The sequence below is a fragment of the Rhodococcus sp. NPDC056516 genome, from assembly GCF_042794655.1.
GTDB lineage: Bacteria > Actinomycetota > Actinomycetes > Mycobacteriales > Mycobacteriaceae > Rhodococcus_F.
This window is the reverse complement of record NZ_JBHTTG010000001.1, coordinates 784,269-808,265: the sequence shown is the minus strand read 5'-3', so window position 1 is coordinate 808,265 and position 23,997 is coordinate 784,269. Positions and strand designations below refer to the sequence as shown.

Here is a 23,997-nt window from a genome sequence, read left to right as displayed (position 1 = left end):
TTACATGCAGAACACGGCAACGACAATCATCTGCCGGCACCGAGGGCCGCAACAGCCTTACGTAGCTCGATCACCGCCGGACTACCGTCTCCATCGCGCGTGCACAGATCGATCGAACATTGCTCGATGTCGGAGATTCGCACGAAACTGATATCCGAGCGGGTGTAGTACTCGGCGATCGTTGCTGCCGTTATCACCACCGCTCGACCGTTGGCGACAACCTCGAGCGCTTCGTCCATCGTGCGGACCGAGGGGCCGTACCGGACGGGCACACCACTGGGGCGTGGGTCCACCGACCACCATTTCACCCATTCGGGTGGTGCGCCGTCACTTGAAACCTGCACTGTCCCATCTATTTCAGAAATCTCGATGCTCGTACGGCCCGCCAGCCGGTGCCCCCGGGGCAGGGCCACAACCCGCGGCTCGACGCCGATCCGTTCGAGCACCACACCGTCGAGCACCGGCAGCGGTGGACGCACGAATGCCGCGTCGACGGTCGCGCTCGCTACCGCCGAAACCTGTTGGGACCAATCCAATTGGACCAGTTCCACCTCCGCGTGCAACGAATCGATCACCGCACGCCCCAAACTTCCAGCAGCCCCATTGATGAATCCGATCCTCAATCTCCGGGCCCGCCGACGCTCGAGCGCATCGAGTCCGTTCATCGCGCGAATGGCGAAATCGAGAGCGGGTCGCGCATCCGCGACAAACACCTCGCCCGCGGCGGTGAGCACCACCGGGTGCGAACTGCGATCAACCAACTCGACACCCACCTGTTCCTCGAGTCGGCGAATCTGCTGACTGAGGGCGGGCGCGGTGACGAACAGCCGATCTGCTGCTCGCCCGAAGTGCCCTTCCGTCACGACGACGAGCAATGAGGACACCAAGCGCAGATTCAGATCTTCGCCTCTTCTCGTCTTCTTCATTACCGTCCATTCGGTTGTTTTCGGCGGTCGCTAACCGACAAAGTGATGACCATCACGGTATCTGAACAGCAGAGTTAAGCAAACCGGCAATTGCCGAACGAAGTTCTACATGTACAGCGAATGCCTCGCCAGGTCACAGTTGGCGCAGATCCGGACAGCCCGCCGAATCTGCGAAACCAGGAGATGTGATGAGCAAGTACGAGCACGAATTCGTCCACATGATGGATGGCGTCGAAAAGCAATTGGAAACCATCGACAATCCGCGGCACCAGAAGATCCTCCGAAACTACCGGCGCCACGCGTTGCTCGAGGTCTCCGGTCGCTACAAGGAAATCCTCTCGCCCGACATGACCGTCGAAGAACCCGTCTACCGGTTGTTCGAAGACGGGCAGTCGATTGTTCTGGACGGTATGGACGCCGTCACCAACTTCTACCAGTCACTCGCCGAGACGGACACCCTTGTCATGTGGACCGGACAGTCCGACTTCGCGGTCTCCGACAGCGGGTTCTCGGGTGAGACCCTCTTCAGTCAATTCGTCCCAGGATCGATTCTGGGAGACGGGGTGTTCGGCGCGGTGCACGAATCGGGTGGATCCACGCCCACCGCCCCCGACCCCGAACAACCCTCGGATATCGACCCCGACGGTTGGTATCTCGTGCGTCGGACCTTGGCATTCGTCTGGCCGTACGATGAGCAGGGGCGACTCATCGGTGAGCATGTCTACGAAGATTCTGCTTCGAAAGTCGTGACCAAGGTGGACCCGAGCGAGGTCATCACGGCGGCGCGCGCAGCCGAACTGCTTGCCCCACTGCTCGAAACGCACCTGCCGTGAGCGCGCCCGTAGCCATTGTCACCGGCGCAGCTGCCGGGTTGGGCGCCGCTATTGCCGAGCGCCTTGCCGAGGACTTCGGCACCCTGCTTCTCCTCGACATCGAAGAGGCTGCGCTCGACGACACCGCAGCACGCCTGGAAAGCTTTGGTGTGGAAGTCCACACGGCTCGATGCGACGTTCGGCGTGAAGGTGACGTCAAGAACGCGTTCGACGTGGCTGCGTCGATCGGAAGTCCGACTGCGCTCGTCAACGGTGCCGGCATCGGCGTCTTCACGCCGTTCCTCGAGATCACCGAAGACCAGTGGGACAACACCTTTGCAGTGAACACCAAGGGCAGCTTCCTGATGTGCCGCGAATTCGTGAGTAGAACCGAGGGTCCGGCAGCGATCGTCAACATCGCGTCGATCGGTGCCCGCTTGGGCGGTGACATGCTCGCGCACTACGGACCGTCGAAGGCCGCCGTGATCGAGATGAGTCACAGCGTCGCCAGGATCGGCGCGACTCGAGGACTCCGTTCGAACACCGTCATGCCCGGACTGATCCTCACCGACATGTGGCTTCGAACCATCAAGGAACTGCGCCGACGCGATCCCTCGCTCGCAGATGTTTCCGATGCTGACGTCTTCGATTCTTTTGTCGCCCAGATGGTTCCGATGGGTCGAGCCCAGACGCCCGGAGACATCGCCGAAATGGTCGCGTTCTTGCTCAGCGACAAGGCTCGCAACGTCACCGGGCAGACGATTGCCGTCGACGGCGGCGCCGTGATGACCTGACCGAGTCGACGGCGGTCAGCCCCAGCGCGACTGACCGCCGTCGAGCGGGATCGTTGCGCCCGTAAGGTACCCGGCGTCTTCGCTGACGAGGAAGACGACGGCACGACCGATGTCGGTCTCGGGATCTCCGACGCGACCCAGCGGGATACCCGCGACAAAAGCCGCCGCTTCTTCCGGATTCTTGTCCATCCACCACTGCAACGCGGGGGTCTTGGCGTGCGGGGCGACGTTGAGAACTCGAATGTTGTCCTTGCCCCATTCGCAGGCTGCGGCGCGGGTCAACGAGCGCATCCCTTCTTTGATGGACCCGTAAGCGCCGTAGTTGCTGGCGTCCCAGCGCACGGCCGCCGAGGTGACCATGTTGATGATGACGCCACCGCCACGACTGTTCATGTGGGGGTACGACGCCTGCATCATGCGCAGGGTGGCGAGTGGGCCCGTCGCGAAGGAGCGCTCGAAGTCTTCGTCGAGCACGCTCAAGAGCGGGCCGGGCTTACAGTCGTTGGCGTTGTTGACCAGGATGTCGATTCCGCCGAACAGTTCGACGGTACGGTCCACGGCGGCGGTGATGTCGTCCCTCTTGCTGACGTCGCAGACCACTGCCTCTCCGCGTGCACCGATGTCAGCCAGCAGTCCGCAGGTGGTGTGCAACTTGGATTCGGTACGGCCGGCAACGGCGATCACGGCGCCCTCTTTGGCCAAGGCCAGGGCAATCCCCTGCCCGATTCCCTGACCCGCACCCGTGATGAGTGCAACTTTGCCTTCGAGCTTGCCCATGTGACTACTCCAATGTCTGTCGACGCAGAGGTCCCTTTGCGGGAAGGACCGGTCGATTCTGGTGACTGCCGCCGTTTGTCGTCTACACTCGACCTACAAAACAACCAAGCACTTGCTTGACCCTAAGGTGTGCGACCACGTCGCGTCAATCACATTGGGCGGCAATTCAGCTCGGCACCGCACCAGGAAGGCTCCACCGTGACACTGCCCAACCCCGTCGATTTCAGCGGACGCTCGGTGATCGTCACCGGCGGCACCAAAGGCATCGGCTATGTCATCGCCGAAACCTTCCTCGCCGCGGGTGCGAACGTGCTGGTCTGTGGCCGTAACAAGCCCGAAAACCTACCCACCGCCGACGGCCGTAGCGCAGCCTTTCGCGCCACGGACGTCCGCGATCCCGCCGACGCCGCAGCCCTCGTCCAGGATGCCGTCGAGCGCTTCGGCCGTCTGGACGTCCTGGTCAACAACGCCGGCGGCTCCCCCGATGCCGATGCTGCGACGGTGTCACCCCGCTTCGTCGAGAAGATCGTGGCCCTGAACCTGTTGGCACCCTTCAACGTTGCCCAGGCCGCCAACGCAGTGATGCAGACTCAGGACGACGGCGGTGCCATCATCAACATCGGCAGTGTCTCGGCAATCGATCCGCAGCCCGGAACCGCGGCGTACAGCGCAGCCAAGGCCGGCCTCCTCGTTCTGACCAAGGCATTGGCCCTCGAATGGGCGCCGAAGGTCCGGATCAACCACATCACCACCGGCCTGATCCGTACCGAGGCTGCCGCCGAGGTCTACGGCGCCGACGGCGGCGCGGCGGTCACCAGGACCATTCCGATGGAGCGCATGGCCGTCCCGGCCGATATCGCCAACTCCTGCCTGTTCCTGGCAAGCCCGCTCTCCTCGTACGTCAACGGCGCCGACATCGCCGTTCACGGCGGCGGTGAATACCCGGCTCGCTACATGGCGACCCATCAGGACTGAATACAAGCACAGAGCAGCCCCTGAGCGAATTCGCTCAGGGGCTGTTTCTTCGTGCGAACAACTGCGGGGCGCGACAAGGGGTCAAGCACCCCGCAGTTGAGCCTGGAGGGACTAGTGAGCGGAGAAGCTCACTCGTGCACCGGAAATCGCCACCTGCTCATCCTTGGTGACCTGGAAAGCCAAGTCATCGGGAGTTCCCCACGCAACGATGGACGGCGCCTCACCCGGATGGATCGCCGCAGCGAATCGACCTTCGAGACTGACAAGATCAGCCGGATGCACTCCGGCGATCCGAGCAAGCTCGAGTGTGCTGGCGGCCAACGTGCACAGCCCGTGCATGATCGGACGCGGCTGGTTGATCCGCGCCGCAGCCTCGGGATCGATGTGGATGTGGTGTTTGTCGCCCAGGAGCCGGTACATCGCCGTCTGGTTCTCCGCTGTGGTCAGCACACCGGTCAGCGAAGGCTCACCGGTCGGCTCCGCCGGACGTGAGGGTCCACGTTCTCCGCCAAATCCACCGGCACCGGGAGCAAAAAGTGACCAGGTCGCGACGAAGTATTCGCATTCGACCTTCACTTCGAACACCGCTGCTGCGCCCTTGTCCCACACCTCGCCGACCGAAGCCTTCAACGTCACCTCACCGCTACGCGGAAGCGGAGCAAGCACTTTCAACTCTTGCGAGCCGTGCAGTGCCGTCGAGGTGTCGAAGGCGCCCGCCGAGCCCAGAGCGTCGGGAGCCCACTGTGCCAGCGTCAGAGCAAAAGTCGGCAGTACCCGAAGCTGATCCTCGAAGACGAGGTCCAGCTCGGTTGATTTGGCGCCCACGGCGAGTGCGTACAAGATCGCGTCGCGCTCGGTGTACGCCACGGTGCGGGTGCCGAGATCGGCTCCGCGCCAATCGCCGGCGGTCTTCGCAGCTTCCGAAGTTGTCACTGTCATTTCCTCTCTTAAACAGCGCCTAGAACGAGACCGCTGGTGGGCACTGCCGTTCCGGCTGTGACCAGGACGTTCTCGACGCCGTCGGGCTGATTGGTCGACGTTCCTCGGACCAGTCGCACACCTTCGGCAATTCCGTTGACGCCGTGCAGGTATGCCTCGCCGACCTGACCACCGTGAGTGTTGGACGGCAAGCGTCCACCGATCTCGAGGTTGCCTTCGCGAATGAAGTCCTTGGCTTCGCCTGGCTTGCAGAAGCCCAGTTCTTCGAGCTGCGGAAGCACCAACGGGGTGAAGTGGTCGTACAGAATCGCGGCGTTGATGTCATCAGGGGTCAGGCCGCTCTGGCCGTACAACTGACGAGCAACCAGGCCCATCTCCGGGATACCCGAGATGTCAGGACGGTAGTAGCTGGTCATCATGTGCTGATCCTTGCTACTGCCCTGAGCGGCGCCCTTGATGATGACGGGCTTGTTGGCCAGATCCTTTGCGCGCTCGGCAGAGACGATGACCAATGCCTGGCCGCCGTCGGTTTCCTGGCAGCAGTCGAGCAGGTGCAGCGGCTCGGCGATCCAGCGCGAGTTCTGATGGTCCTCGAGTGTGATCGGACGCTCGTAGAACCAGGCAGCCGGGTTGTTGGCGGCATGCTTGCGCGCCACCACTGCAACTCGTCCGAAGTCCTCACTCGTCGCACCGTACTGGTGCATGTAGCGGCGGGCGAACATGGCGACCCACTGAGCGGGAGTCGACAATCCCTGCGGAGTCATCCACGCATATGCCGCGCGATCCGCGGTGCTGTCCATGGGGCGATCGTGCTGGCCAAGGCCGTAGCGCACACCGGAGCGCTCGTTGAAGGCGCGGTAACAAACCACGACGTCGGCAACACCCGTCGCAACTGCCATGGCCGCCTGCTGCACGGTGGCACACGCGGCGCCGCCACCGTAGTGAATGCGCGAGAAGAACTTCAGCTCGCCGAGGCCACAGTTGCGAGCCACGATCGCTTCGCCGTTCGTCTCCGACGTGTAGGTGGACAGACCGTCGACCTCGGACGGATCGATACCGGCGTCAGCGAGTGCCGCGACGATGGCCTCACACGCCAACTGCAGTTCGGTGCGGCCGGAGTTCTTGGAGAACTCGGTGGATCCGATGCCGACGATGGCGGCGGCTCCCGAGAGTGGGCTGATCGCCATCAGAGCCTCTCCTCTTCCTTGAAAGCGACTGCGACGGTGCCGGATGCATGGTTGCCGAGGCTGTTTGCACCCTGCACCTTGACCACGACCACTCCGTCTTCCTTGGACACGACCTCACCGGTCATCGTCATGGTGTCACCCGGGTAGTTGGGCGCGCCGAGACGAATGGCGATGCGGCGCAGGGTCGATGCAGATCCGGCCCAGTCCGTGACGTAACGGCCGACGAGACCGTTGCTCGTGAGGATGTTCATGAAGACATCCTTGGAGCCGCGCTCCTGGGCCAGGCTCGGGTCGTGGTGCACGTCCTGGAAATCGCGGGTGGCAATTGCGGTGGCGACGATCAACGTACGCGTCAGCGGGATTGCCAACTCGGGCAATGCCTCTCCGACCATGATGTCCGCGTAGCTGCGACCGGTGAGAACGGTCATGCGAGCACCTCCACACCGGATGCGAGCTGCGCACCCAGACGCGCGAGGTCGGAGCTGGAACCCCCGAGGGTGGCGGCAATCTGCTTACCCCACAGCAGGTGACGGTGAACCGGGTAGTCGGTGTCGACGCCCATACCGCCGTGGACATGCGTGGTGCGATGCACGACGCGCTGTCCGCCGTCGGTTGCCCACCACTTGGCGACCAGTACCGAGGTTCCGAGATCCAATCCCTCGGAAATGCGCCATGCTGCCTGCCACAAGGTCACTCGCATTGCCTCGAGATCGATGTAGCAATCGGCGAGCTGGTGGTTGACCGCCTGGAACGTTGCGAGGGGTCGGCCGAACTGCTTGCGGCCGTTCAGGTACGTGACGGCCTGCGCGACTGCACCCGATCCGACGCCCCATTGAATTGCGGCCAATGCCAGCTCGACTCGGTCGATCAGCCACGGAACCGTCGTACCGTCGGCCGCGCCGATGAGTTGCGCCGGCGTTCCGGCCAAGGTGACGTTGGCACAGATCTCCCAGTTGGTGGCCTGTGTCTGTTCGAGCGCCACTCCTTCGGCACTCAGGTCCACCAGCAGCAATGCCGTACCGGTGGACGTGGTTGCCGAGACGAGGGCGAGGTTCGCGATGTGAGTCATCGGCACTACTGCCTTCTCACCCGTCACGGTCCAATTGCCCTCGGCATCTTGCTCAGCCGTGGTCAGTGGGTCGCCGCCCGTGTACGGACCGAACTCTTCGAGTCCGACGGTCAGGAATCGACTGCCGTCGGCAACTCCCGGAAGGAGTTCGGCGCGAAGGGAATCGGAGCCGAATTCGTTGACAGCCAATGCCGCAAGGGTCGTCTCCCAGATCGGCACGGCCGCAACGTGACGTCCCTGCTGTTCGAGCAGCGCGTACAGCTCCGACAATCCGAGGCCACCGCCGCCGAATTCCTCCGGCAGGGCGATGCCGAGCAGTCCGGTGCTCGCGAGTTCACGCCACAGTTCACGGTCGACGCGCTCAGTGGAGAGTTCGATCTCCTTGGTGCGTTCGATCGTCGCCTTGCTTGTGAAGACCTCGTCGGCCAGTGCTCGAATTGCTTCCTGCTCTTCGCTGAAATTGAAGTCCATCAGTGCTCCTCGCGTACGGCCGGCCGGAACGCGGGAAGCGTCAGATCCGGGTCGGCGTCGATCCAGTCAAGTTCCACGGGCATGTCGACCACGACATCTTCGGGCGCGATGCCCACCATGTTGGCGATCAATCGGGTTCCCTCTTCGAGTTCGACGACCGCAACTATCAGCGGGTAGTCGAACGCGTCGATCTTGGGGTGGTGATTGACCACGAAGCTGTACACCGTGCCCCGGCCCGACGCGTCGATCGTGTCCCACTCGAGTGACTGGCACTCCCCGCACATCGGGCCGGTGGGATGACGCAACGTCTTGCAGGACATGCAACGCTGGATCACCAGACGATGCTCCTTGGCTGCTTCGAACCAGAAAGCGTTGTCCGCGTTGAGAGCCGGACGCGGACGCAGCGCACGAGGAGCCTCGGGCGCAGCAGCCTCCTGAGGCTTGAACCGCAGCGTCCGCCACCGCTGGGTGCCGACAACCTGGTCGTCACCGTTGCGGTAGGTCTTGAGCGTCGTGACGAAGTGCCCGACTCCGAGGCCGGTCTTCTTCTCCGGCGAAATCGACTCGATGACCTCGGTGTAGTTCACGCGATCGCCTGGGCGCAGTTCGGCGAAGAACTCCTGATCGGAATCGGTGGCCACGACGGAGGTGTAACCGGCTGCGTCGAGGGTGGCGATCAGATCGGTCCACACCTGCGAGGGGTCGTTGCCCGCCATCTTGTCGGTGAACGTCCGCATGATCCAGACCTGGAGCATCTGAGCGGGAGCGACGACGCCGTCGCGTCCGGTTGCGCGGGCGGCGTCGTCGTCGAGGTAAACGGGGTTGGTATCGCCCATGGTTTCGGCCCAATGCCGGATCATGGGGATGTTGACCTCGTCGGGTCCCCAGGTAGTGGGAACCAGAGTCTGGCCGACAAAAGCGTCGAGTTGCGCCGAAATGTCGCTCACTTGACCCTCTTTTCGCGAACCAAGCCGAGCCCGATGGTGCCGACCATGTCACGCAGAACCTCGTTGACGCCGCCGCCGAAGGTATTCACGACGCCCTGACGCGAGATCTGTTCGATCTGACCGGCCAGCAAAGCGCCCGGCGACTCGGGGCGAATGCGTCCGGCGGAGCCGAGAATTCCGAGGAGGGTGCGATAGACGTCGACGTGAGTTTCGGTGCCGTACGTCTTGGTGGCGCCCGCGTCCGCTCCGGAGAGCGTGTCCTGTGCGACGGCTGCCGTCATCTTCCAGTTCAACAGTCGCATCGCCTCGAGCTTGGCGTGTGTGCGCGCAAAATCCTGCTGGACCCAGGGGATCTTGATGGCGCCGTTCTCCTTGGCCCAGTCCAGGACCAGGTTCCACAGACCGTAGGTACGGCCACCGATGGCCGCCAGGCCGATTCGCTCGTGGTTGAGCTGCGCGGTGATGAGCTGCCAGCCGCCGTTGACCTCGCCGACAACGTCCTTCGACGGGACGCGAATGCCGGAGTAGTACGTCGACGTCACCATCAAGCCGCCGACGGTGTTGATCGGTGACCACTCGAAGCCTGCGTCCTCCGTGGGGACGATCAGGATCGAGATGCCCTTGTGCTTGGGGGCGTCCGCGTCGGTGCGGCAGGCCAGCCACACGTAGTCGGCAGTGTTGGCGCCACTGGTGAAGATCTTGTTGCCGTCGACGATCCACTCGTCACCGTCGAGGACTGCGCGGGTCTTGAGCGAAGCCAAGTCCGTTCCGGCCTCCGGCTCGGTGTACCCGATGGCGAAGACGATGTCGCCGGCCAGAATGCCGGGCAGGAAACGTTCCTTCTGCTCTTCGGTGCCGTACTTCATCAACGTCGGGCCGACGGTGTTGACGGTCACGAAAGGGAACGGCAGTCCCGCACGCTGAACCTCGTCGAAGAACACGAACTGCTCCTCGATGGAGCGTCCCTGTCCACCGAATTCCTTCGGCCAGCCGATGCCGAGCCAGCCGTCCTTGCCCAGCAACTTCACGATCTCGCGGAAGTACTCGCCGCCCACACCTTGCTCGCCGGCCGCGCGACGCTTCTCTTCCGGCAGCAGCGCCGCGAAGTACGCGCGCAACTCCTTGCGGAGCTCCTGCTGCTCGGGCGATTCCCTCAGATCCATCGCTGTTCTCCTATGGCATTCATGGCTGGCAACTCTTGGCCTGGACGCTAACCAGATGCCCAGGTGGGCGCTGTGAATGTCTCGTTGAGCGGGAAGCCGAAACATGAGCGGCGTCACATAAGGTGAGATATGCGCATGGACTCCTCGGATCGCGTCGCTCTCACCGACTTGGCCGCCAGGTATGCACAGGCCGTCGACCGCCGAAACACCACCGCACTTGCCGCTCTCTTCACCGACGATGCGGCATTCGTCTTGCCGCCGGCATTGAACGGAACCGATGCGCCGACGGAGATACGTGGAAACTCCGTCGTCAGCAGTTCCGTGGTCGATGCCGTCTCACATCTGCACTCGACGCGGCACATCGTCGAGCAGCAGATCCTCGACCTCGACAGCCCCACCACCGCACACGGTGAGGCCTACTGCTCCGCTCACCACATCTATCCGCGGGGCGACGGCCACCGGGACAACCGGATCGAGATCCGTTACCAGGACAGCTTCCAAAAGGTCGACGGCACCTGGCTGTTCTCGCGTCGTGAATTGGTCGTCGATTTCGCCGAGGACGTTCCGGTCATCCTGCTCGGACAATAGGTACATGAAAAAATCGCGGTGATTCTGTATCTCCTCACGGGAGGTTTACCGGGCTAGCGTTCAGCAACTGTCACGCCATCTCGGCGTGCGTTCGGCTATGTCTTGGAGATTCACATGTCACGCTCGCGCACCAGAAGATTCCTCGCTGCCTTCGCAGTGGCCGCCGTCGCAGTCGGAACCGTCGCAGCGTGCTCGAGCGACAGCTCCTCCGACGCCAACGCGCCTCTTCGCATCGTCGCTTCTTCGGTTCCGCATGCCGAGATCCTGAAGTTCGTCGAAGAAAAGGGCCTGCTCGGCGACACCAAGATCGAGGTCAGCGAGATCACCGGCGACCTCGACGCCAACGAGGTGCTCGAAGCCGGCGACACCGACGCCAACTTCTTCCAGCACGTGCCGTATCAGGAATCGTGGTCGAAGGAGAAGGGTGTCGACGACCTGGTCGCAGTGGCGAAAGTCCACGTCGAGCCGCTCGGTGCATACTCCAAGAAGGTCACTAACGTGGCCGACCTGCGCCAGGGCGCAACGGTCGCTTTGTCCAACAACGTGACGAACTTCGCCCGTGGGCTGTACCTGCTGCAGCAGGCCGGTTTGATCAAGCTCGATCAGCAGTTGGGCGCCCCCGGCACCGACATCACGCAGATCAGCGAGAAGAACATCATCGACAACCCCAAGGGACTCACGTTCACCCAGGTCGATCCCCCGCAGCTTCCGCGCACTCTCGACGACGGAAATGTCGATCTCGCAATCATCAACGGCAACTACGCAATCGAAGGCGGCCTCAATCCCGCCAAGGACGCACTGGTGCTCGAGAAGGCCGAGGGCAACCCGTACGCCAACGTCCTGACGGTTCGTACCTCCCTCGAAAACGATGCGCGAGTGCAGAAGTTGGCCGAGGCATTGACGTCCGCCGACGTCGCGACGTTCATCGAGCAGACCTACCAGGGCTCGGTCATTCCGGCCAGCGCCACCTGATCGAGACCCGTCATGGTCTTCTCGATCGAATCGGTCTCCAAGGAATACCGCAGCGGCACAAACGTTCTGCATGCACTCGATTCCGTGTCCCTGAAAATCGAAGACGGCGAAATCTTCGGCATCATCGGCAAGAGCGGCGCCGGTAAATCGACTCTGCTGCGCTGCCTCAACCTGCTCGAACGCCCGACCAGTGGCCGGATTCTGTTGGGCGACACCGATCTTACTGCGCTGAGCCCAGCGCAACTGCGCGACACACGCAAGCGGATCGGTGTCGTGTTCCAGCATTTCAACCTGCTGCATTCCCGTTCGGTCGCCGCCAACATCGCCTTCCCTCTCGAAGTGGCGGGATACTCGCGGGCAGATCGACGTGCCCGCGTCGACGAGCTGATCGAGTTGGTGGGCCTGGAAGACCGACGTGACGCCTTCCCCTCGCAACTGTCCGGTGGCCAGAAACAACGGGTCGGGATCGCGAGGGCCTTGGCGGCTTCACCCGACGTCCTCCTGTGCGACGAGGCCACGAGCGCCCTCGACTCGGACACAACCGATTCGATCCTCGATCTACTCGCCGATCTCAATCGACGCCTCGGTGTCACCATTGTTCTGATCACCCACGAACTCAACGTGGTTCGACGAATCTGCCACCGCGCCGCTCTGATCGATCAGGGCCGCATCGTCGACGAGGGAACTCTCACCGAACTGGTCGCGGACCCGGGATCGCCACTCGGCGAGGCACTACTGCCGACCGGAACGGTGCGAACTACCCTGACCGGAATTCCCGCACTCCTCACCTTTGTCGATTCACTGTCCACCTCGCCCGTGATTTCCCAACTCTCGCGAGATCTCGACGTCGACGTCACGGTGATCTCCGGAGGTATCGAGAACATCGGCACTCATCAGGTCGGTCGCCTTCGCGTGGAGTTCGCCTCGCACACCGGACTCACCAGCAACGAAGAGACAAGAAAGTCTGTCGAAGAACATCTTTCGCAGCGCGGAGTGAAGGTGACGTTCTCATGAACAAGACGTCCTGGCAGGATTCCCTGGGCGAAGCATGGGAAGCCCTACTCGACACGCTCTACATGGTCGGCGTCTCGTTCGTGCTCACCGTGATCATCGGTATTGCGCTCGGAGTTCTGTTGCACGCGAGCGCTCCCGACGGAATCCGTCCCAACCGCGTCCTCAATTCGGTTCTGGGCACCGTGGTGAACATCGGCCGTTCGCTGCCGTTCGTCATCTTGTTGGTCCTCCTCATCCCGGCAACGAGGGCGATCGTCGGAACAGCGCTCGGCGCCACGGCAGCGATCGTGCCGTTGACCATCGGTTCGGTGCCCTTCTTCGCCCGCGTCGTCGAGAACGCCTTGCGTGAGGTCGATTCCGGGCGCGTCGAGGCAGCACGGTCCATGGGCGCGACCGACAAGGACATCATCACCAAAGTGCTACTACCCGAATCAGTTCCAGGACTTGTAGCCGGAGCAACCCTGACTGCGGTGATGCTGATCGGTTTCTCAGCCATGGCAGGTGCCATCGGCGCCGGTGGACTCGGCGACTTCGCAATCAAGTACGGCTACCAACGATTCAACACACCGGTGCTGTTCGTCGCAGTCGTGATCTTGATCGTGCTGGTGCAGGCAATCCAGTCGGCCGGTGATCTCGTGGTTCGTTCAATGGCGCACAAGCGCTGACTGATCAGCTCGAGACCATTGCGATCGCTGTTCGCAAGCCACGCCGCTTACCGGTCTGCGGATCGACGCCGAACACTTCCTTGATACCGCCTCGGATACGGAACTTCAACTCCGAGTGCGTCTCCGGAGCGTCGTCCTGGGATGCCGAGAGAAACCTGTTGGGCAGCGACAACTTCCAGATGGTGCGCAGAGTCAATCCGTACTGCTTCCACAGCGGCCCGGTCGTGTACGGGAGGTCGTACTTGTCACACAGGTCGCGCAACGGCACCGCAATTTCCGAGTACCGGTTGCTCGGCAGATCCGGGAAGCAGTGATGCTCGATCTGATAGCAGAGGTTGCCGCTCATGAAGGCCATGACCGGGCCGGCGTGAAAGTTGGCGGAGCCCAGCATCTGCCGTAGGTACCACTGAGCGCGCGATTCGTTCTCGAATTCCTCGAGCGTGAACTTCTCGGCACCGTCGGGGAAGTGCCCGCAGAAGATGACGGCGTAACTCCAGTAATTTCGGATGAGGTTCGCAACGACGTTCGCCGTCAACGTGGTCTTCCACGCCGGGCCGGTCAGAGCGGGGAACAGGATGTAATCCTTTGTCACCTGCCGCGCGATCTTCTTTCCGACGTCCTTGGCCATGTCGGATTTCTCGGACCACTTCACCTCGCCCTTGCGGAGTTTGTCCGTTTCCAGGTGATGCAGTGCCACGCCCCACTCGAACAGTGTCGCGAGCACGAAATTCGTGATCGGTTGAAAGAGATAGTCGGCGTGCCACTTCTGATCTCGAGTTACGCGCATGATTCCGTAACCCACATCGTTGTCCAGACCGACGATGTTGGTGAACTTGTGATGAGTGAAGTTATGCGAGTGCTTCCATCCCGAGGACGGGCAGGTGTTGTCCCACTCCCAGTTGCTCGAGTGAATCTCGGGATCGTTCATCCAGTCCCACTGGCCGTGGATGATGTTGTGGCCGAGTTCCATGTTCTCGATGATCTTGCCGACCCCCAGGAGCGCAGTCCCCAGAATCCAGGCGGGCTTCTTCTTGCTGGCGAACAAGACGATGCGGCCGGCCACCATCAGAGAGCGTTGAAACGCGATTGTCCGCTGGATGTATCGAGCATCGTGCGCGCCGCGCTTCTCCTCGATATCGACCCGAATGGCGTCCAGTTCACGCCCGAGCGCCTCGACGTCTTCCTCGGTGAGGTGGGCATATTCTTTGATGTCGGTGATCGCCACAGTGTTTTCTCCGTATCGGTTTTTCTCCGTGCCGCAGGACTGGTCCGTCGGGCGGTACCCCTGGGAGTCGGTGCAGAAACGTCGGCTCCGATATTCATGTGCGTCTTCGTGCAATCTATGCCAGAGTCGAAATACGTGAGCCCCGAAAACAAGATCACCATCCGCACCGCTACCGAGAGTGACTGGCCGGCTCTCCAACTACTCGACTCGGTTGGGTTCGGTTTTCATCCGTCTCCCGCGGTCAGCGAGCTGACAAAGGCGCTCTACAAGCCCGAGGACATCATCCTTGCCGTCGACGGTGACGTACCTGTCGGCGTGGCCATCGAGATCGACATGGAATTTACCGTGCCCGGCGGACGCCAACTCCCCACGCGCGGGATCACCTGGGTATCCGTCGCCCCCACGCATCGTCGCCGCGGCGTCCTACGCTCGATGTTCACTGCACTTCACGCCCATATCGAGTCGACCGGCGCGCCGCTTGCAGCGCTGACGGCCAGCGAGGCCGGCATCTACAACCGCTTCGGATACGGCCCGGCCACCGTCAGCGAGGGCATCACCCTTGACCGACGCTTCGCGCAGTTCCGCCCGGAGGTGCCCGACAACGGCGGTGTGTCGATTGTCGACGTCAAGGCTGCCACGACGCTTCTTCCCGAGATCTACGACCGCTGGCGACTGCAGACTCCCGGCGCGCAGGTCCGTCCGCAACCACTGTGGGATCACATGTTCGCCGACCCGTCCGAGGATCGTGACGGAGCCTCCGGACTGTTCTTTCTGACACACGCGGACGGATACATCGCTTACCGGCACACGAGCGAGGGCCGCGACAGCATCGCCCGGATCGACGAGTTCGTGACGATCACCGAAGATGCGCACGCGGCGCTGTGGCGCACGATCTGCGGGCTCGACCTCGTCACCCGGATCGAGACACGCCAGCATCCCGCCGATCCCCTACGGCTGATGCTGACGGACTACCGCCTCGCCAGGACAACCACGCGTTCCGATCGTCTGTGGCTTCGCATCATGGACGTGCCCGCGGCGCTCGAGGCTCGTGAATACGCTGCTGACCTGGACACCGTCATCAAGGTCGAAGATCCTTTCCTGAGCGCGGGCGGAACTTTTGCACTTCAGGTCAAGGGAGGCAAAGCCACGTGCACGGCCACCGACGCCGGGCCCGCGATCACGATGCCCGCCGACGTTCTGAGCAGCCTGTACCTGGGCGAGCACCAGGCCAAGGCCTTTGCTGCGGCGCACCGACTCCAGGCAACTGATTCGCAGGAAATCCGGAATCTCGACTTCGCGTTCAGCACATCGAAGCCGGCAATTCTCGGGTACGGATTCTGATGATCTGGCCGACACGTGCGTCGACGATTTGTGCCGTCGGCTGTATTCAGGGTTAGCCTCGAACAATGGCGTTTGTCGAAAAGATGGTCAATAGGCTTCCTGAGCGGGTTCTCGTGCGCGTCTTGCCGCACGCAGAAATGCTCAAGTTCCTGGTGGTCGGCGGCATCGCCTTCATCGTCACCACGGTGCTGTTCTTCGGCATCAAGTGGACGGTTCTGCCTCAGCACCCGGTGACGGCCAACATCCTCGCGGTCCTGATCGCAACGGTTCTGTCCTACGTCCTGAACCGCGAGTGGTCGTTCGCTCAGCGCGGTGGTAGACAGCGCCATCACGAGGCTGCCCTGTTCTTCATCGTCGCCGGTATCGGTTTGGCCATCAACCAGGTACCGCTCTGGACCTCCAGGTACGTGTTCCACCTGCGTCAACCCGAGGTATCGGTGTTGATGGAGAATTTCGCTGACTTCATCAGCGGATCGATCATCGGAACCCTGCTGGCGACGGCCTTCCGGTGGTGGGCCATGCGCCGGTACGTCTTCCCCGAAGACGCCACCGACAGCCAGGTCGTTCTCGACATCGAAGCGACTCCTGGCGCCAAGACACCGACAACGGACGCCACCCCCCTCGACTGACTTCCGGATCGACGCACCAGATAGCTGGCGTGTCGATCAGAGTTCGTCGATACGGATCAACCCGTCCTGAAGAGCCCGAGCAAGCAGCGCCATCTTCGTTGGCGCTGTCCGGCCCACTTCGTCGTACTTCCCGCGAATACGCGCAAGGTGCGTATTCACAGTTCCCTCCGCGATGTACAGCTCACGGGAGACTTCGGCTTTCGAGTCGCAGCGAATCCAGGTCAACAGCACCTGTACTTCACGCCTACTGAGGCTGGGTGAGTCGGCAGTCTTCATCGGTGGTGTCCCTAACTTTCCAGGCCTTGTTTCGCGCGGTCGAACTCCCATGGAAACGGAGCGGGGTCGCCGGGTCACTCCATTTGTTGACTGGGAGAACTCTCGAGCGAGAGTGAACACTCTCAGAACACCACTCGAGTGCGCCTTGACCTCGGTAGAGTCTCGTTTGCCCGTTATGTGCGGGAGAGACTGCCGATCGACCGAAGGACCGACGATGACTGATCACGACGCCTCCACTGTGCAATTCATCGATGCAGGCGTGACGTCGCTCGTCGAGGCTCCTCGAGACATTCTCGAACGCGGTCTGCGGAGCGAACAGGTCGTCAACCAAGCCGGCGCGTCGCAGGCAACATTCTTCCGCAAATTCCGAACAAAATCCGAATTCATCGAGGCCGTGATCGCCAGCCTCACCGAATCGACCTTGCACAGCGCCGACACGGTCAAGCAGACCGTGCGCGCACAGTTGATGGCAAACGACGACGCGCTTCGCCCGACGGTCACCACCCTGGTTACCGAGGCGTTCGACGCTCTCGTCAACGAAGCGTCGACGGCCAGAAGTCTTCTCTCACACATTTTTGCGGGCTCACACAGGCGAACCACCACCGCTCTGGGAAACGAATATCGTCGACGCGACGAACTCGTGTCCGCTGCCTACGAGGCACTGTTCGAGAAAACCGACGCAACACTTCGAAGGCCTTTCACCACCAAGACCTTCGCTGTCACCGTCAACGCTTTGATCGACGGCTTCCGCGTTCGTAGCCGCATCGATTCCCGCTCCGTCTCACCCGAGGTGATGTCCGACGCACTGCTCGCGATATTGGGCGCCGTCGTCGATACGTCTGGTCTCCATCAACACCTAGACGATGTTGTGGGACCGATCGACCAGCCCGCCGCGCCGCGGCCGCTACCGCGTGATCCGCGAGCAGCCTTTCTCGCCGCTGCCCGTAGCGAATTCGGCAAGCGCGGATACTTCATGACGCAGATCAACGACATCGCCGACACTGCGGCGGTTCCCCGCGCCGCCGTGAACAAACTGTTTCCCACCAAGCCCCATATTCTGGTGGCGGCCCTTCAGAATCGAGTGGACTCACTGCGAGAAACCGTTGCCGACGACATTCTGATCGGTCTTGGTGACGTCGCGATCATCGAGAACTTCCTACTCCGCTGCGCTCAACTAGCTTCTGACGAAACAGAGTTCATGGATGCACTGCTGGTTGCCGTTGCCCACGACACCTACGGCGAGCCCGAGAGCCTGCTGTCGCTCAAAGAGAAACTCAACATTCCCTCGATCATCGCTCCGGTTGTGCAGCGGGGCCAGGACAACGGGGTCTTGTCGACCATCAGCAGCCCGATGGACATCGCCGCAGGAATCACCAACACCCTCCTGTTGCGGTGCTTCACCCGCCGATCCGACAGCCCGGCCGACAACGCGGCCTTCGTCAGCGCGATGCTCCTGAACGGGCTGGCTCATCCTTGATCAGGTACGGGATTTACGTTCCGAGCCCCAAACGCTTCGAGCATTCGGCCATCTCGTCGATGATCAGTTCCAACGACGTACCACGGCGGCTGGCGGACAGCACGATTCGATCGGCTCCCAAACCGCGTGCCCAGTCCAGCTTTGCTTCGTCGAGTCTGGGTAATGTCGCACCGAGAACGAGCGAGACGTCGGCGGGATCTCGGTCGACTTTGACCGCAGCAGCTTTCATCGCTACAACGGCCTTGTCGAGGTCTTCACCAGCAAGTCCCAGCGGCTGGAAACCGTCACCCAATCGGCCTGCTCGCCTCGCGGCCGCGAGACTGTGTCCACCGACGTAGAGCGGAACTCCCGACTCGCGGTGAGGCTTCGGCCAGCTGTATGCACCCTTGAACGAGAAGTATTCACCGTCGAAGTCGACCGCTTCCTTGCCTGCCCAGAGTGCGCGCATCACCGCGATCGCCTCGTCGGCTACCTTGCCACGACGCTCGAAGTCACCGCCGCACGCTTCGATCTCTTCCTTCATCCAGCCCAGTCCGAGGCAGATGCGCAGGCGCCCACCCGAAAGTCGATCAAGCGTCGCCAGGCGCTTGGCGAGCACTACCGGATTATGATTGGGCAGCACCAGAACTCCGGTGGACAGCCCCAAAGTGGTTGTGGCACCGGCCACGAACGAGAGCAGTTCCAGCGGATCCGGGATGTCGCAGTCATCGGGCAGATGCGACTTCCCGGTCGGAGAATAGGGGTATTCACTCTCGGTGTCGGCGATGACCACCGAGTGCTCCACAGCCGAGATCTCGTCGAAACCCAACGATTCGGCCGCACGGGCGAATTGCAGAATCCAATCAGGGTCTCCACTTCGACCCAATTCGACCGGAACGACTACGCCGAGCTTCATACCGTTTCCTCCAGTGTCGCCATCAATTTCGGACCGTCCACGACGCGACCGAGAAACCGGTCCGCATCCGGATCTGTTGCAAGCCACACCGCCGCTGCAGCCGGTACGGATGCCGGTGTGGCAGCGAACCCTGCGTCGACTATCGCGTCTGCGCCACCACGGGCTTTCCCTGATTCCGTAATGACAAATCCCGGACTCAGATTGAACGCCTTGATCCCGGCGCCCCGATACTCGGAGTTGATCGCCCCGGCGATACGTCCGAACGACGCCTTCGAGGCAGCGTACGACAATCCCCAGCCGCCCTCCCCCGGCGGCGCAGGCGGATCCATGGTGGCCGAGCCCGATGCCAGGTTGACGACAACGCCGTTGCCGCTCTTGATCATCGACGGCAGAATCACCTGAACCAGAGCGAGTTGGTGCAGGTAATTCCCGATCACCATCGCCTGAGCGTCGTCGATCTCGATGTCGAGCACCCGGTCCATGTTTCCGACCGTCTGTGCGTAGGCGTTGTTCACCAACACGTCGACGTGTCCCCACTCCTCCAGCACCCGTTCACCGGCGCCGCGGACGGAGGCCAGATCGAGCAGGTCCATCGGGACGGCCAACGCTCGCACCCCGAAGGCCTCTATCTCGCCAACCGTCGTCTCCAGGCTGCCGGGCACCGGAATCACTTGCTCGCCCTGCCTCGTTCGCGGAGCTGCCCGCCCCTCTCCTTCACGAACGGTGCGAGCAGTGATTGCAACGTCGAATCCGGCGCGCGCGAAGGCAAGCGCGCACTCTCGGCCGATCCCCCGGGAAGCGCCGGTGACCAGCGCAACTCCACTCACAGGAACCGCGAACGGCCGTGTGTCTCGAACTCCTTCTCCAGATTCACCACGTCAGCTTCGGTCATCAACGTGTATTCGGGGGCGCCACGGCCCACCCAGTGGAACACCGGTTCGTCGGTACGCCAGCGGTCGGCCTGCAATTCACGCTTGAGCACCTTGTTGGACCCCGTGACCGGCAGGTCTGTCGAAACGCGAACGAACCGCGGCGCCGCCTTCGTACCCAAATCTGCCTGCGCGGCAAGGTAAGCCGCGAACTCGACCGGATCGAAATCGGCGAGATCGGCGACCTCGATCGCAGCCATCACTTGATCACCCGAACGCGGATCCGGCACCGCGAAGACACCCGTTGCAATCACCTTGGGGTGGCGACGCAGGATGTGCTCGATCATCAGAGCCGACGTATTCTCGCCGTCGACGCGGATCCAGTCACCCTTGCGACCGGCGAAGTAGATGAACCCGGCCTCGTCGACGTAGCCGAGATCGCCTGTCCAGTACCAACCGTGGCGGATCTTCTCGGCTATCGCGTCTTCGTTCTTGTAGTACCCCTCGAACTTCTTCGACCCGGCCTTGTCGACCATCTCGCCGATGGCTTCGTCGGGGTTCAGCACGTGAGAGTGCTCGTCGAGGATTGCGCGCGGTCGCTCTTCGCGGGTATCGGGATCGACGATGACGATGTTCTCGTTCGCGGGACGGCCCAGTGCGCCGGCAGGCTGGTTCGGATCGAGCACCACCGAACCGGCACCTTCACTCGAACCGTATCCCTCGAAAAGCTGCGCACCGAAACGGCGGATGAACTCTGCCTTGTCTCCCGGCGACGCCTCGGTCCCGAAGCCGTGAGTGAGGGTGTTCTCGATGTCGTCGGCCTGTTCCGGCGTCGCCATGAGATACCCCAAGGCCTTACCGACGTAGGTGAAATACGTTGCGCCGTAGAACCGAACGTCCGGCATGAAACCCGAGGCGGTGAACTTGCGAACGAGGCAGACGGTGGCTCCCTGTGAGAGCGCCGGCGCCCAGAGGGCCATCAGCGCATTCCCGTGGAAGAGCGGCATGCAGCAGTAGCAGACGTCGTCGCGGCCGATGTCGTACTTGGCGCAGTTCGCGTAGGCCAACCGCGTCAAACGTCCCTGGCTGCACCGCACCGCCTTGGACATTCCAGTGGTGCCCGAGGTGAAGAGAAGCAGGAACAGCGTCGACGCGTCGACGCCGAGGTCGATCTGAGGTGACTCGACCTGGTTAGCTGAAATATTGTCCGCGTAGGACGCGTCGTCGACAAGGACAAAACGATCTTCGGTCAGCCCGAGGTCAAGGCCGGCAAGCTTCTCGTAGCCTGCTTTGTCGGTGACGATCAGCTGGCAGTCGACGTACCGGACCTCAGCCTCGAGTTCAGCTCCACGCCTGGTCGGATTGATGCCGACGATCGTGGCCCCGGTCAGAGCCGCACCGCCGAGCCAGAAGAGAAACTCGGGGTCGTTCTCGAGAAGTACTCCGATGTGAAACGGTCCAGGCGCGCGAAGCGACTTCGCAAGCGAGCCGCGCGCTGCGCTCTCGCGCACCACCTCGTCCCAGCTCCAGTCCTGCGTGCGCGTCCGCAGCCCCAGGTGCTGATCACCGAGACGGTCGATCAACATCTGCGCGACGTCCTCGCGCTGGGGTGCTGCAAGCGCTGCGTTCGAAGATGCTTCGGTGGCGGTGTTCGTCATCGTGTCCTGTGTCCTAGTCGATATCGGAATGTCGATTTCTCCAACTGCGATACGACTCGAACGTATCGACGCCTCAGAGCCGGAACCCTCCCAGTCTCGCTCAGTGGTAACCGCCGCCACAGATATGATTTTCTCGTGAGATTTTGTGACGTGAAAAGCGCCACAATACGAAAGGCCATTCCATGACTGCCCCCGCAGATCCGCAGTTGCTTCTGGACCAGGCGGTCTCACGCCTCACTGGTCCAGGTGGGCCATTCGAGATCGTCGAAGAAGAGGTTCTCGGCACCGTCATGCCCGTGATGAAGAACCGTGGTCGCGCCATCGGTGAGCTCATCTCGGCATCTCGGGCCTGGGGCGACGGCGACTATCTCGTCACCAGCGATCGTCGAATCTCGTTCACCGAGCACGCCGACTCCGTCGCCGCTCTGGCAACTGCCCTGCGGGACAAGTACGGGGTCCGTAAAGGCGACCGAGTGGGCATCCTCGCCGCCAATACTCCCGAGTGGGTCATGACGTTCTTCGCGACGCAGGCGCTCGGCGCGATCGCGGTCGGTCTCAACGGTTGGTGGGTTCCGCGAGAGGTAACCCACGGGATCGAGCTCTCGCGTCCGAAGGTTCTTGTCGTCGACGCCAAGCGCGGCGCCGCTCTCCCCGAGCTGCCGGCAGACATCACGGTCCTCACCATGGAAGAGGATCTGCCCGCGCTGATCTCGGAGTATGCAGGCTCCGACGTGCCGAGCACCGATATCGACGAAGACGACCCCGCAGTCATCCTGTTCACCAGCGGAACCAGCGGTCGTCCCAAGGGCGCACTCCACTCGCACCGCAACGTGATGGCCGTCGTCGACTACCACCGCTACAGCGACGCAATCGGCGCCGCATTCACCGGCCGTGAGTACGACGCTTCCAAGCCGAGCCCGCTGCGTTATCTGCTCACGTCCCCGCTCTTCCACATCGCCAGCCTGCACAATCTGGTGGTCCCCCGTCTCGCGACCGGCAGCGCCGTCATCCTGACCGAGGGCGGCTTCGACGTCGACAAGGTGCTCGGGCTGGTCGAACGCGAGCGCGTGACCAACTGGGGTGCGGTACCCACAATGGCGTCGCGCCTACTCGAACACGGCAACATTGCCAAGTACGACGTCTCTTCCCTGACTTCCTTCTCGCTGGCATCCGCGCCGTCGTCGCCGGCTTTCAAAGAACGACTCAAGGAGCAGGTGCCGTTCGCACGCAATGCTCTGGTCGACAGCTACGGCCTCACCGAATGCAGCACCGCCATCGCAGTGGCCGTAGGCGCCGAACTCGAAGAGTTCCCAGGCACTCTCGGCCGTCCGATCATCACCGTCTCGATGGAGATTCGCGATCCCTTCGGCGAGTGGCTGCCGGACGGCATCGAAGGTGAAGTGTGTGTACGCAGCCCGTTCGTCATGCTCGGATATTGGGAGAACGACGAGGCTACCGAGTCGGCAATCGCGCCCGGGCGCTGGCTCCGCACAGGCGATTTCGGCGTCATCGAGAACGGGCGTCTCCGTCTCACCGGCCGTCGTTCCGACCTGATCCTGCGTGGCGGCGAAAACGTCTACCCCACCGAGATCGAGCAGACGCTCGACGAACACCCCGACGTGATCGAGTGCGCTGTCATCGGCATGCCGCACCCCGACCTCGGCCAGGAAGTATCCGCTGTGGTGGTCCTGCGTCCCGGAGCAGAGACCACGGAGGCAGAGTTGCGCGACTACGCCGCCGAGCGCCTGTCCTACTTCAAGGTTCCGTCGAAGTGGCGCATCACTGGTGATCTGTTGCCTCGCAATGCAACCGGCAAGATGGTTCGGCGCGAGATCACCGTATGACCGCGGAGCTGTCACGGATCGTTGCCGAGTCGGCGATCCGTGACCTGCTCTGTGAGTACACGCATCTGATCGATCAGGGCAGATTGCGCGAAGTCGCCGCATTGTTCGCCCAGTCCGACTACGGGCAGTGCGGGCCGGACGGAGTTGCCACCACGCTCATTTCGTCCGACGCCGATGCCGTCTTTGCAGCATGCAGCGGATTCATTCGGATGTACGGAGATCCGCCGATTCCGCGAACCAAACATCTGCTGACCAACACCCGGATTGCGGTCGACGGCGAATCGGCGTCGGCACTCTCGTACATCACGGTCATACAAGGTACTGAAGCGCTTGCCCTGCAACCTATCCTGTCCGGGCGCTACTTCGATCGCTTCACCTGCGTCGACGGAACGTGGCAGTTCAGCTCGAGGCTCTTCTGCCTGGACAATATGGGCGACCTGTCCGCCCACGCCCGACGCGCACTCTGAATCCATCTCGTTGCCGA

The 23,997-nt window shown here is 62.3% G+C and carries 25 protein-coding genes; 12 read left to right on the top strand and 13 right to left on the bottom strand.

The genetic code is table 11. From position 1 onward, the window contains the following. Positions 1-26 precede the first annotated feature (26 nt). Positions 27-926, bottom strand: a complete 900-nt coding sequence (locus ACFQ6Y_RS03900; RefSeq protein ID WP_378629205.1) for a LysR family transcriptional regulator — start codon at positions 924-926, stop codon at positions 27-29. Positions 927-1,114: 188 nt separating this feature from the next. Here ACFQ6Y_RS03900 and ACFQ6Y_RS03895 point away from each other — a divergent pair, with 188 nt between their 5' ends. After that, positions 1,115-1,759: a hypothetical protein gene (locus tag ACFQ6Y_RS03895; protein WP_378531568.1), complete on the top strand. Its 645-nt coding sequence runs from the start codon at positions 1,115-1,117 to the stop codon at positions 1,757-1,759. After that, complete coding sequence (locus ACFQ6Y_RS03890) at positions 1,756-2,532, top strand: SDR family NAD(P)-dependent oxidoreductase (RefSeq protein ID WP_378629202.1); 777 nt, start codon at positions 1,756-1,758, stop codon at positions 2,530-2,532. Before ACFQ6Y_RS03895 ends, ACFQ6Y_RS03890 begins: the two co-directional genes overlap by 4 nt. Positions 2,533-2,547: 15 nt before the next feature. Here the strand turns inward: ACFQ6Y_RS03890 and ACFQ6Y_RS03885 are convergent, their stop codons facing one another. After that, on the bottom strand, positions 2,548-3,309 hold the full coding sequence (locus ACFQ6Y_RS03885; RefSeq protein ID WP_378531563.1) for an SDR family NAD(P)-dependent oxidoreductase: 762 nt from the start codon (positions 3,307-3,309) through the stop codon (positions 2,548-2,550). A gap of 198 nt (positions 3,310-3,507) precedes the next feature. Between ACFQ6Y_RS03885 and ACFQ6Y_RS03880 the strand changes: the two genes are divergently transcribed. Then, positions 3,508-4,284, top strand: a complete 777-nt coding sequence (locus tag ACFQ6Y_RS03880) for an SDR family oxidoreductase (RefSeq protein ID WP_378629199.1) — start codon at positions 3,508-3,510, stop codon at positions 4,282-4,284. Between the two features lie 111 nt (positions 4,285-4,395). On the opposite strand, the gene ACFQ6Y_RS03875 is transcribed toward ACFQ6Y_RS03880, so the two are convergent. From ACFQ6Y_RS03875 to ACFQ6Y_RS03850, 6 genes are read right to left on the bottom strand one after another with little or no spacing between them, the layout of a single operon-like run. Beyond that, positions 4,396-5,217: a MaoC/PaaZ C-terminal domain-containing protein gene (locus tag ACFQ6Y_RS03875; protein WP_378629197.1), complete on the bottom strand. Its 822-nt coding sequence runs from the start codon at positions 5,215-5,217 to the stop codon at positions 4,396-4,398. 14 nt (positions 5,218-5,231) lie between these two features. Continuing rightward, positions 5,232-6,410, bottom strand: coding sequence for a lipid-transfer protein (locus tag ACFQ6Y_RS03870; protein WP_020909132.1), 1,179 nt, complete (start codon positions 6,408-6,410; stop codon positions 5,232-5,234). Further along, complete coding sequence (locus tag ACFQ6Y_RS03865; RefSeq protein ID WP_378629195.1) at positions 6,410-6,838, bottom strand: MaoC family dehydratase; 429 nt, start codon at positions 6,836-6,838, stop codon at positions 6,410-6,412. Before ACFQ6Y_RS03865 ends, ACFQ6Y_RS03870 begins: the two co-directional genes overlap by 1 nt. Then, positions 6,835-7,950 (bottom strand): acyl-CoA dehydrogenase family protein, encoded by a 1,116-nt coding sequence (locus ACFQ6Y_RS03860; protein WP_378629192.1) that lies wholly within the window; start codon positions 7,948-7,950, stop codon positions 6,835-6,837. The genes ACFQ6Y_RS03865 and ACFQ6Y_RS03860 overlap by 4 nt, the downstream gene beginning before the upstream one ends. Then, a complete protein-coding gene (locus ACFQ6Y_RS03855) occupies positions 7,950-8,897 on the bottom strand; it encodes a MaoC family dehydratase N-terminal domain-containing protein (RefSeq protein ID WP_378446772.1) in 948 nt (315 codons plus the stop codon). Before ACFQ6Y_RS03855 ends, ACFQ6Y_RS03860 begins: the two co-directional genes overlap by 1 nt. Beyond that, complete coding sequence (locus ACFQ6Y_RS03850) at positions 8,894-10,060, bottom strand: acyl-CoA dehydrogenase family protein (RefSeq protein ID WP_378629189.1); 1,167 nt, start codon at positions 10,058-10,060, stop codon at positions 8,894-8,896. The genes ACFQ6Y_RS03855 and ACFQ6Y_RS03850 overlap by 4 nt, the downstream gene beginning before the upstream one ends. 129 nt (positions 10,061-10,189) lie before the next feature. Here ACFQ6Y_RS03850 and ACFQ6Y_RS03845 point away from each other — a divergent pair, with 129 nt between their 5' ends. The 4 genes from ACFQ6Y_RS03845 (at position 10,190) to ACFQ6Y_RS03830 (ending at position 13,299) form a co-directional block, all read left to right on the top strand. Beyond that, positions 10,190-10,648 carry a nuclear transport factor 2 family protein gene (locus tag ACFQ6Y_RS03845; RefSeq protein WP_378629186.1) on the top strand — a complete coding sequence of 153 codons (459 nt, stop codon included), beginning with the start codon at positions 10,190-10,192 and terminating at the stop codon, positions 10,646-10,648. A 114-nt stretch (positions 10,649-10,762) separates the two neighbouring features. Continuing rightward, entirely contained in the window at positions 10,763-11,620 is an 858-nt protein-coding gene (locus ACFQ6Y_RS03840; protein WP_378629183.1) for a MetQ/NlpA family ABC transporter substrate-binding protein, read from the top strand. Between the two features lie 12 nt (positions 11,621-11,632). Continuing rightward, positions 11,633-12,634 carry a methionine ABC transporter ATP-binding protein gene (locus ACFQ6Y_RS03835; RefSeq protein ID WP_378629180.1) on the top strand — a complete coding sequence of 334 codons (1,002 nt, stop codon included), beginning with the start codon at positions 11,633-11,635 and terminating at the stop codon, positions 12,632-12,634. Further along, positions 12,631-13,299 (top strand): methionine ABC transporter permease, encoded by a 669-nt coding sequence (locus ACFQ6Y_RS03830; protein WP_378629178.1) that lies wholly within the window; start codon positions 12,631-12,633, stop codon positions 13,297-13,299. Before ACFQ6Y_RS03835 ends, ACFQ6Y_RS03830 begins: the two co-directional genes overlap by 4 nt. A 4-nt stretch (positions 13,300-13,303) precedes the next feature. Here ACFQ6Y_RS03830 and ACFQ6Y_RS03825 read toward each other — a convergent pair whose 3' ends face one another. Continuing rightward, positions 13,304-14,524 (bottom strand): fatty acid desaturase family protein, encoded by a 1,221-nt coding sequence (locus tag ACFQ6Y_RS03825; RefSeq protein WP_378531539.1) that lies wholly within the window; start codon positions 14,522-14,524, stop codon positions 13,304-13,306. A 135-nt stretch (positions 14,525-14,659) separates the two neighbouring features. On the opposite strand from ACFQ6Y_RS03825, the gene ACFQ6Y_RS03820 reads away from it, so the two are divergent. Both ACFQ6Y_RS03820 and ACFQ6Y_RS03815 read left to right on the top strand, forming a co-directional pair. Then, entirely contained in the window at positions 14,660-15,865 is a 1,206-nt protein-coding gene (locus ACFQ6Y_RS03820; protein WP_378531537.1) for an enhanced intracellular survival protein Eis, read from the top strand. A gap of 65 nt (positions 15,866-15,930) precedes the next feature. Continuing rightward, entirely contained in the window at positions 15,931-16,494 is a 564-nt protein-coding gene (locus tag ACFQ6Y_RS03815; RefSeq protein ID WP_378531535.1) for a GtrA family protein, read from the top strand. A 36-nt stretch (positions 16,495-16,530) separates the two neighbouring features. Here ACFQ6Y_RS03815 and ACFQ6Y_RS03810 read toward each other — a convergent pair whose 3' ends face one another. Further along, entirely contained in the window at positions 16,531-16,770 is a 240-nt protein-coding gene (locus ACFQ6Y_RS03810) for a LuxR C-terminal-related transcriptional regulator (protein ID WP_378446777.1), read from the bottom strand. Positions 16,771-16,984: 214 nt separating this feature from the next. Between ACFQ6Y_RS03810 and ACFQ6Y_RS03805 the strand changes: the two genes are divergently transcribed. After that, on the top strand, positions 16,985-18,247 hold the full coding sequence (locus tag ACFQ6Y_RS03805) for a TetR/AcrR family transcriptional regulator (protein WP_378531533.1): 1,263 nt from the start codon (positions 16,985-16,987) through the stop codon (positions 18,245-18,247). A gap of 13 nt (positions 18,248-18,260) precedes the next feature. Here the strand turns inward: ACFQ6Y_RS03805 and ACFQ6Y_RS03800 are convergent, their stop codons facing one another. From ACFQ6Y_RS03800 to ACFQ6Y_RS03790, 3 genes are read right to left on the bottom strand one after another with little or no spacing between them, the layout of a single operon-like run. Continuing rightward, positions 18,261-19,142 (bottom strand): LLM class F420-dependent oxidoreductase, encoded by an 882-nt coding sequence (locus ACFQ6Y_RS03800; RefSeq protein ID WP_378629176.1) that lies wholly within the window; start codon positions 19,140-19,142, stop codon positions 18,261-18,263. Further along, entirely contained in the window at positions 19,139-19,969 is an 831-nt protein-coding gene (locus ACFQ6Y_RS03795) for an SDR family NAD(P)-dependent oxidoreductase (protein ID WP_378629174.1), read from the bottom strand. Before ACFQ6Y_RS03795 ends, ACFQ6Y_RS03800 begins: the two co-directional genes overlap by 4 nt. After that, on the bottom strand, positions 19,966-21,597 hold the full coding sequence (locus tag ACFQ6Y_RS03790) for an AMP-binding protein (protein ID WP_378629801.1): 1,632 nt from the start codon (positions 21,595-21,597) through the stop codon (positions 19,966-19,968). The genes ACFQ6Y_RS03795 and ACFQ6Y_RS03790 overlap by 4 nt, the downstream gene beginning before the upstream one ends. 254 nt (positions 21,598-21,851) lie before the next feature. Between ACFQ6Y_RS03790 and ACFQ6Y_RS03785 the strand changes: the two genes are divergently transcribed. Next, on the top strand, positions 21,852-23,513 hold the full coding sequence (locus ACFQ6Y_RS03785; protein WP_378629171.1) for a class I adenylate-forming enzyme family protein: 1,662 nt from the start codon (positions 21,852-21,854) through the stop codon (positions 23,511-23,513). Continuing rightward, the gene (locus ACFQ6Y_RS03780; protein WP_378629169.1) at positions 23,510-23,980 is read left to right on the top strand and encodes a nuclear transport factor 2 family protein; all 471 of its coding nucleotides are present in this window, start codon (positions 23,510-23,512) and stop codon (positions 23,978-23,980) included. Before ACFQ6Y_RS03785 ends, ACFQ6Y_RS03780 begins: the two co-directional genes overlap by 4 nt. Positions 23,981-23,997: the final 17 nt, after the last annotated feature.

Coding starts and splice junctions, on each gene's coding strand:
- ACFQ6Y_RS03870 (WP_020909132.1), bottom strand. CDS start 6,410: ATGGCGATCAGCCCACTCTCGGGAGCCGCCGCCATCGTCGGCATCGGA.
- ACFQ6Y_RS03785 (WP_378629171.1), top strand. CDS start 21,852: ATGACTGCCCCCGCAGATCCGCAGTTGCTTCTGGACCAGGCGGTCTCA.
- ACFQ6Y_RS03860 (WP_378629192.1), bottom strand. CDS start 7,950: ATGGACTTCAATTTCAGCGAAGAGCAGGAAGCAATTCGAGCACTGGCC.
- ACFQ6Y_RS03805 (WP_378531533.1), top strand. CDS start 16,985: ATGACTGATCACGACGCCTCCACTGTGCAATTCATCGATGCAGGCGTG.
- ACFQ6Y_RS03865 (WP_378629195.1), bottom strand. CDS start 6,838: ATGACCGTTCTCACCGGTCGCAGCTACGCGGACATCATGGTCGGAGAG.
- ACFQ6Y_RS03835 (WP_378629180.1), top strand. CDS start 11,633: ATGGTCTTCTCGATCGAATCGGTCTCCAAGGAATACCGCAGCGGCACA.
- ACFQ6Y_RS03780 (WP_378629169.1), top strand. CDS start 23,510: ATGACCGCGGAGCTGTCACGGATCGTTGCCGAGTCGGCGATCCGTGAC.
- ACFQ6Y_RS03840 (WP_378629183.1), top strand. CDS start 10,763: ATGTCACGCTCGCGCACCAGAAGATTCCTCGCTGCCTTCGCAGTGGCC.
- ACFQ6Y_RS03850 (WP_378629189.1), bottom strand. CDS start 10,060: ATGGATCTGAGGGAATCGCCCGAGCAGCAGGAGCTCCGCAAGGAGTTG.
- ACFQ6Y_RS03800 (WP_378629176.1), bottom strand. CDS start 19,142: ATGAAGCTCGGCGTAGTCGTTCCGGTCGAATTGGGTCGAAGTGGAGAC.
- ACFQ6Y_RS03895 (WP_378531568.1), top strand. CDS start 1,115: ATGAGCAAGTACGAGCACGAATTCGTCCACATGATGGATGGCGTCGAA.
- ACFQ6Y_RS03885 (WP_378531563.1), bottom strand. CDS start 3,309: ATGGGCAAGCTCGAAGGCAAAGTTGCACTCATCACGGGTGCGGGTCAG.
- ACFQ6Y_RS03830 (WP_378629178.1), top strand. CDS start 12,631: ATGAACAAGACGTCCTGGCAGGATTCCCTGGGCGAAGCATGGGAAGCC.
- ACFQ6Y_RS03845 (WP_378629186.1), top strand. CDS start 10,190: ATGCGCATGGACTCCTCGGATCGCGTCGCTCTCACCGACTTGGCCGCC.
- ACFQ6Y_RS03815 (WP_378531535.1), top strand. CDS start 15,931: ATGGCGTTTGTCGAAAAGATGGTCAATAGGCTTCCTGAGCGGGTTCTC.
- ACFQ6Y_RS03810 (WP_378446777.1), bottom strand. CDS start 16,770: ATGAAGACTGCCGACTCACCCAGCCTCAGTAGGCGTGAAGTACAGGTG.
- ACFQ6Y_RS03900 (WP_378629205.1), bottom strand. CDS start 926: ATGAAGAAGACGAGAAGAGGCGAAGATCTGAATCTGCGCTTGGTGTCC.
- ACFQ6Y_RS03790 (WP_378629801.1), bottom strand. CDS start 21,597: ATGTTGATCGACCGTCTCGGTGATCAGCACCTGGGGCTGCGGACGCGC.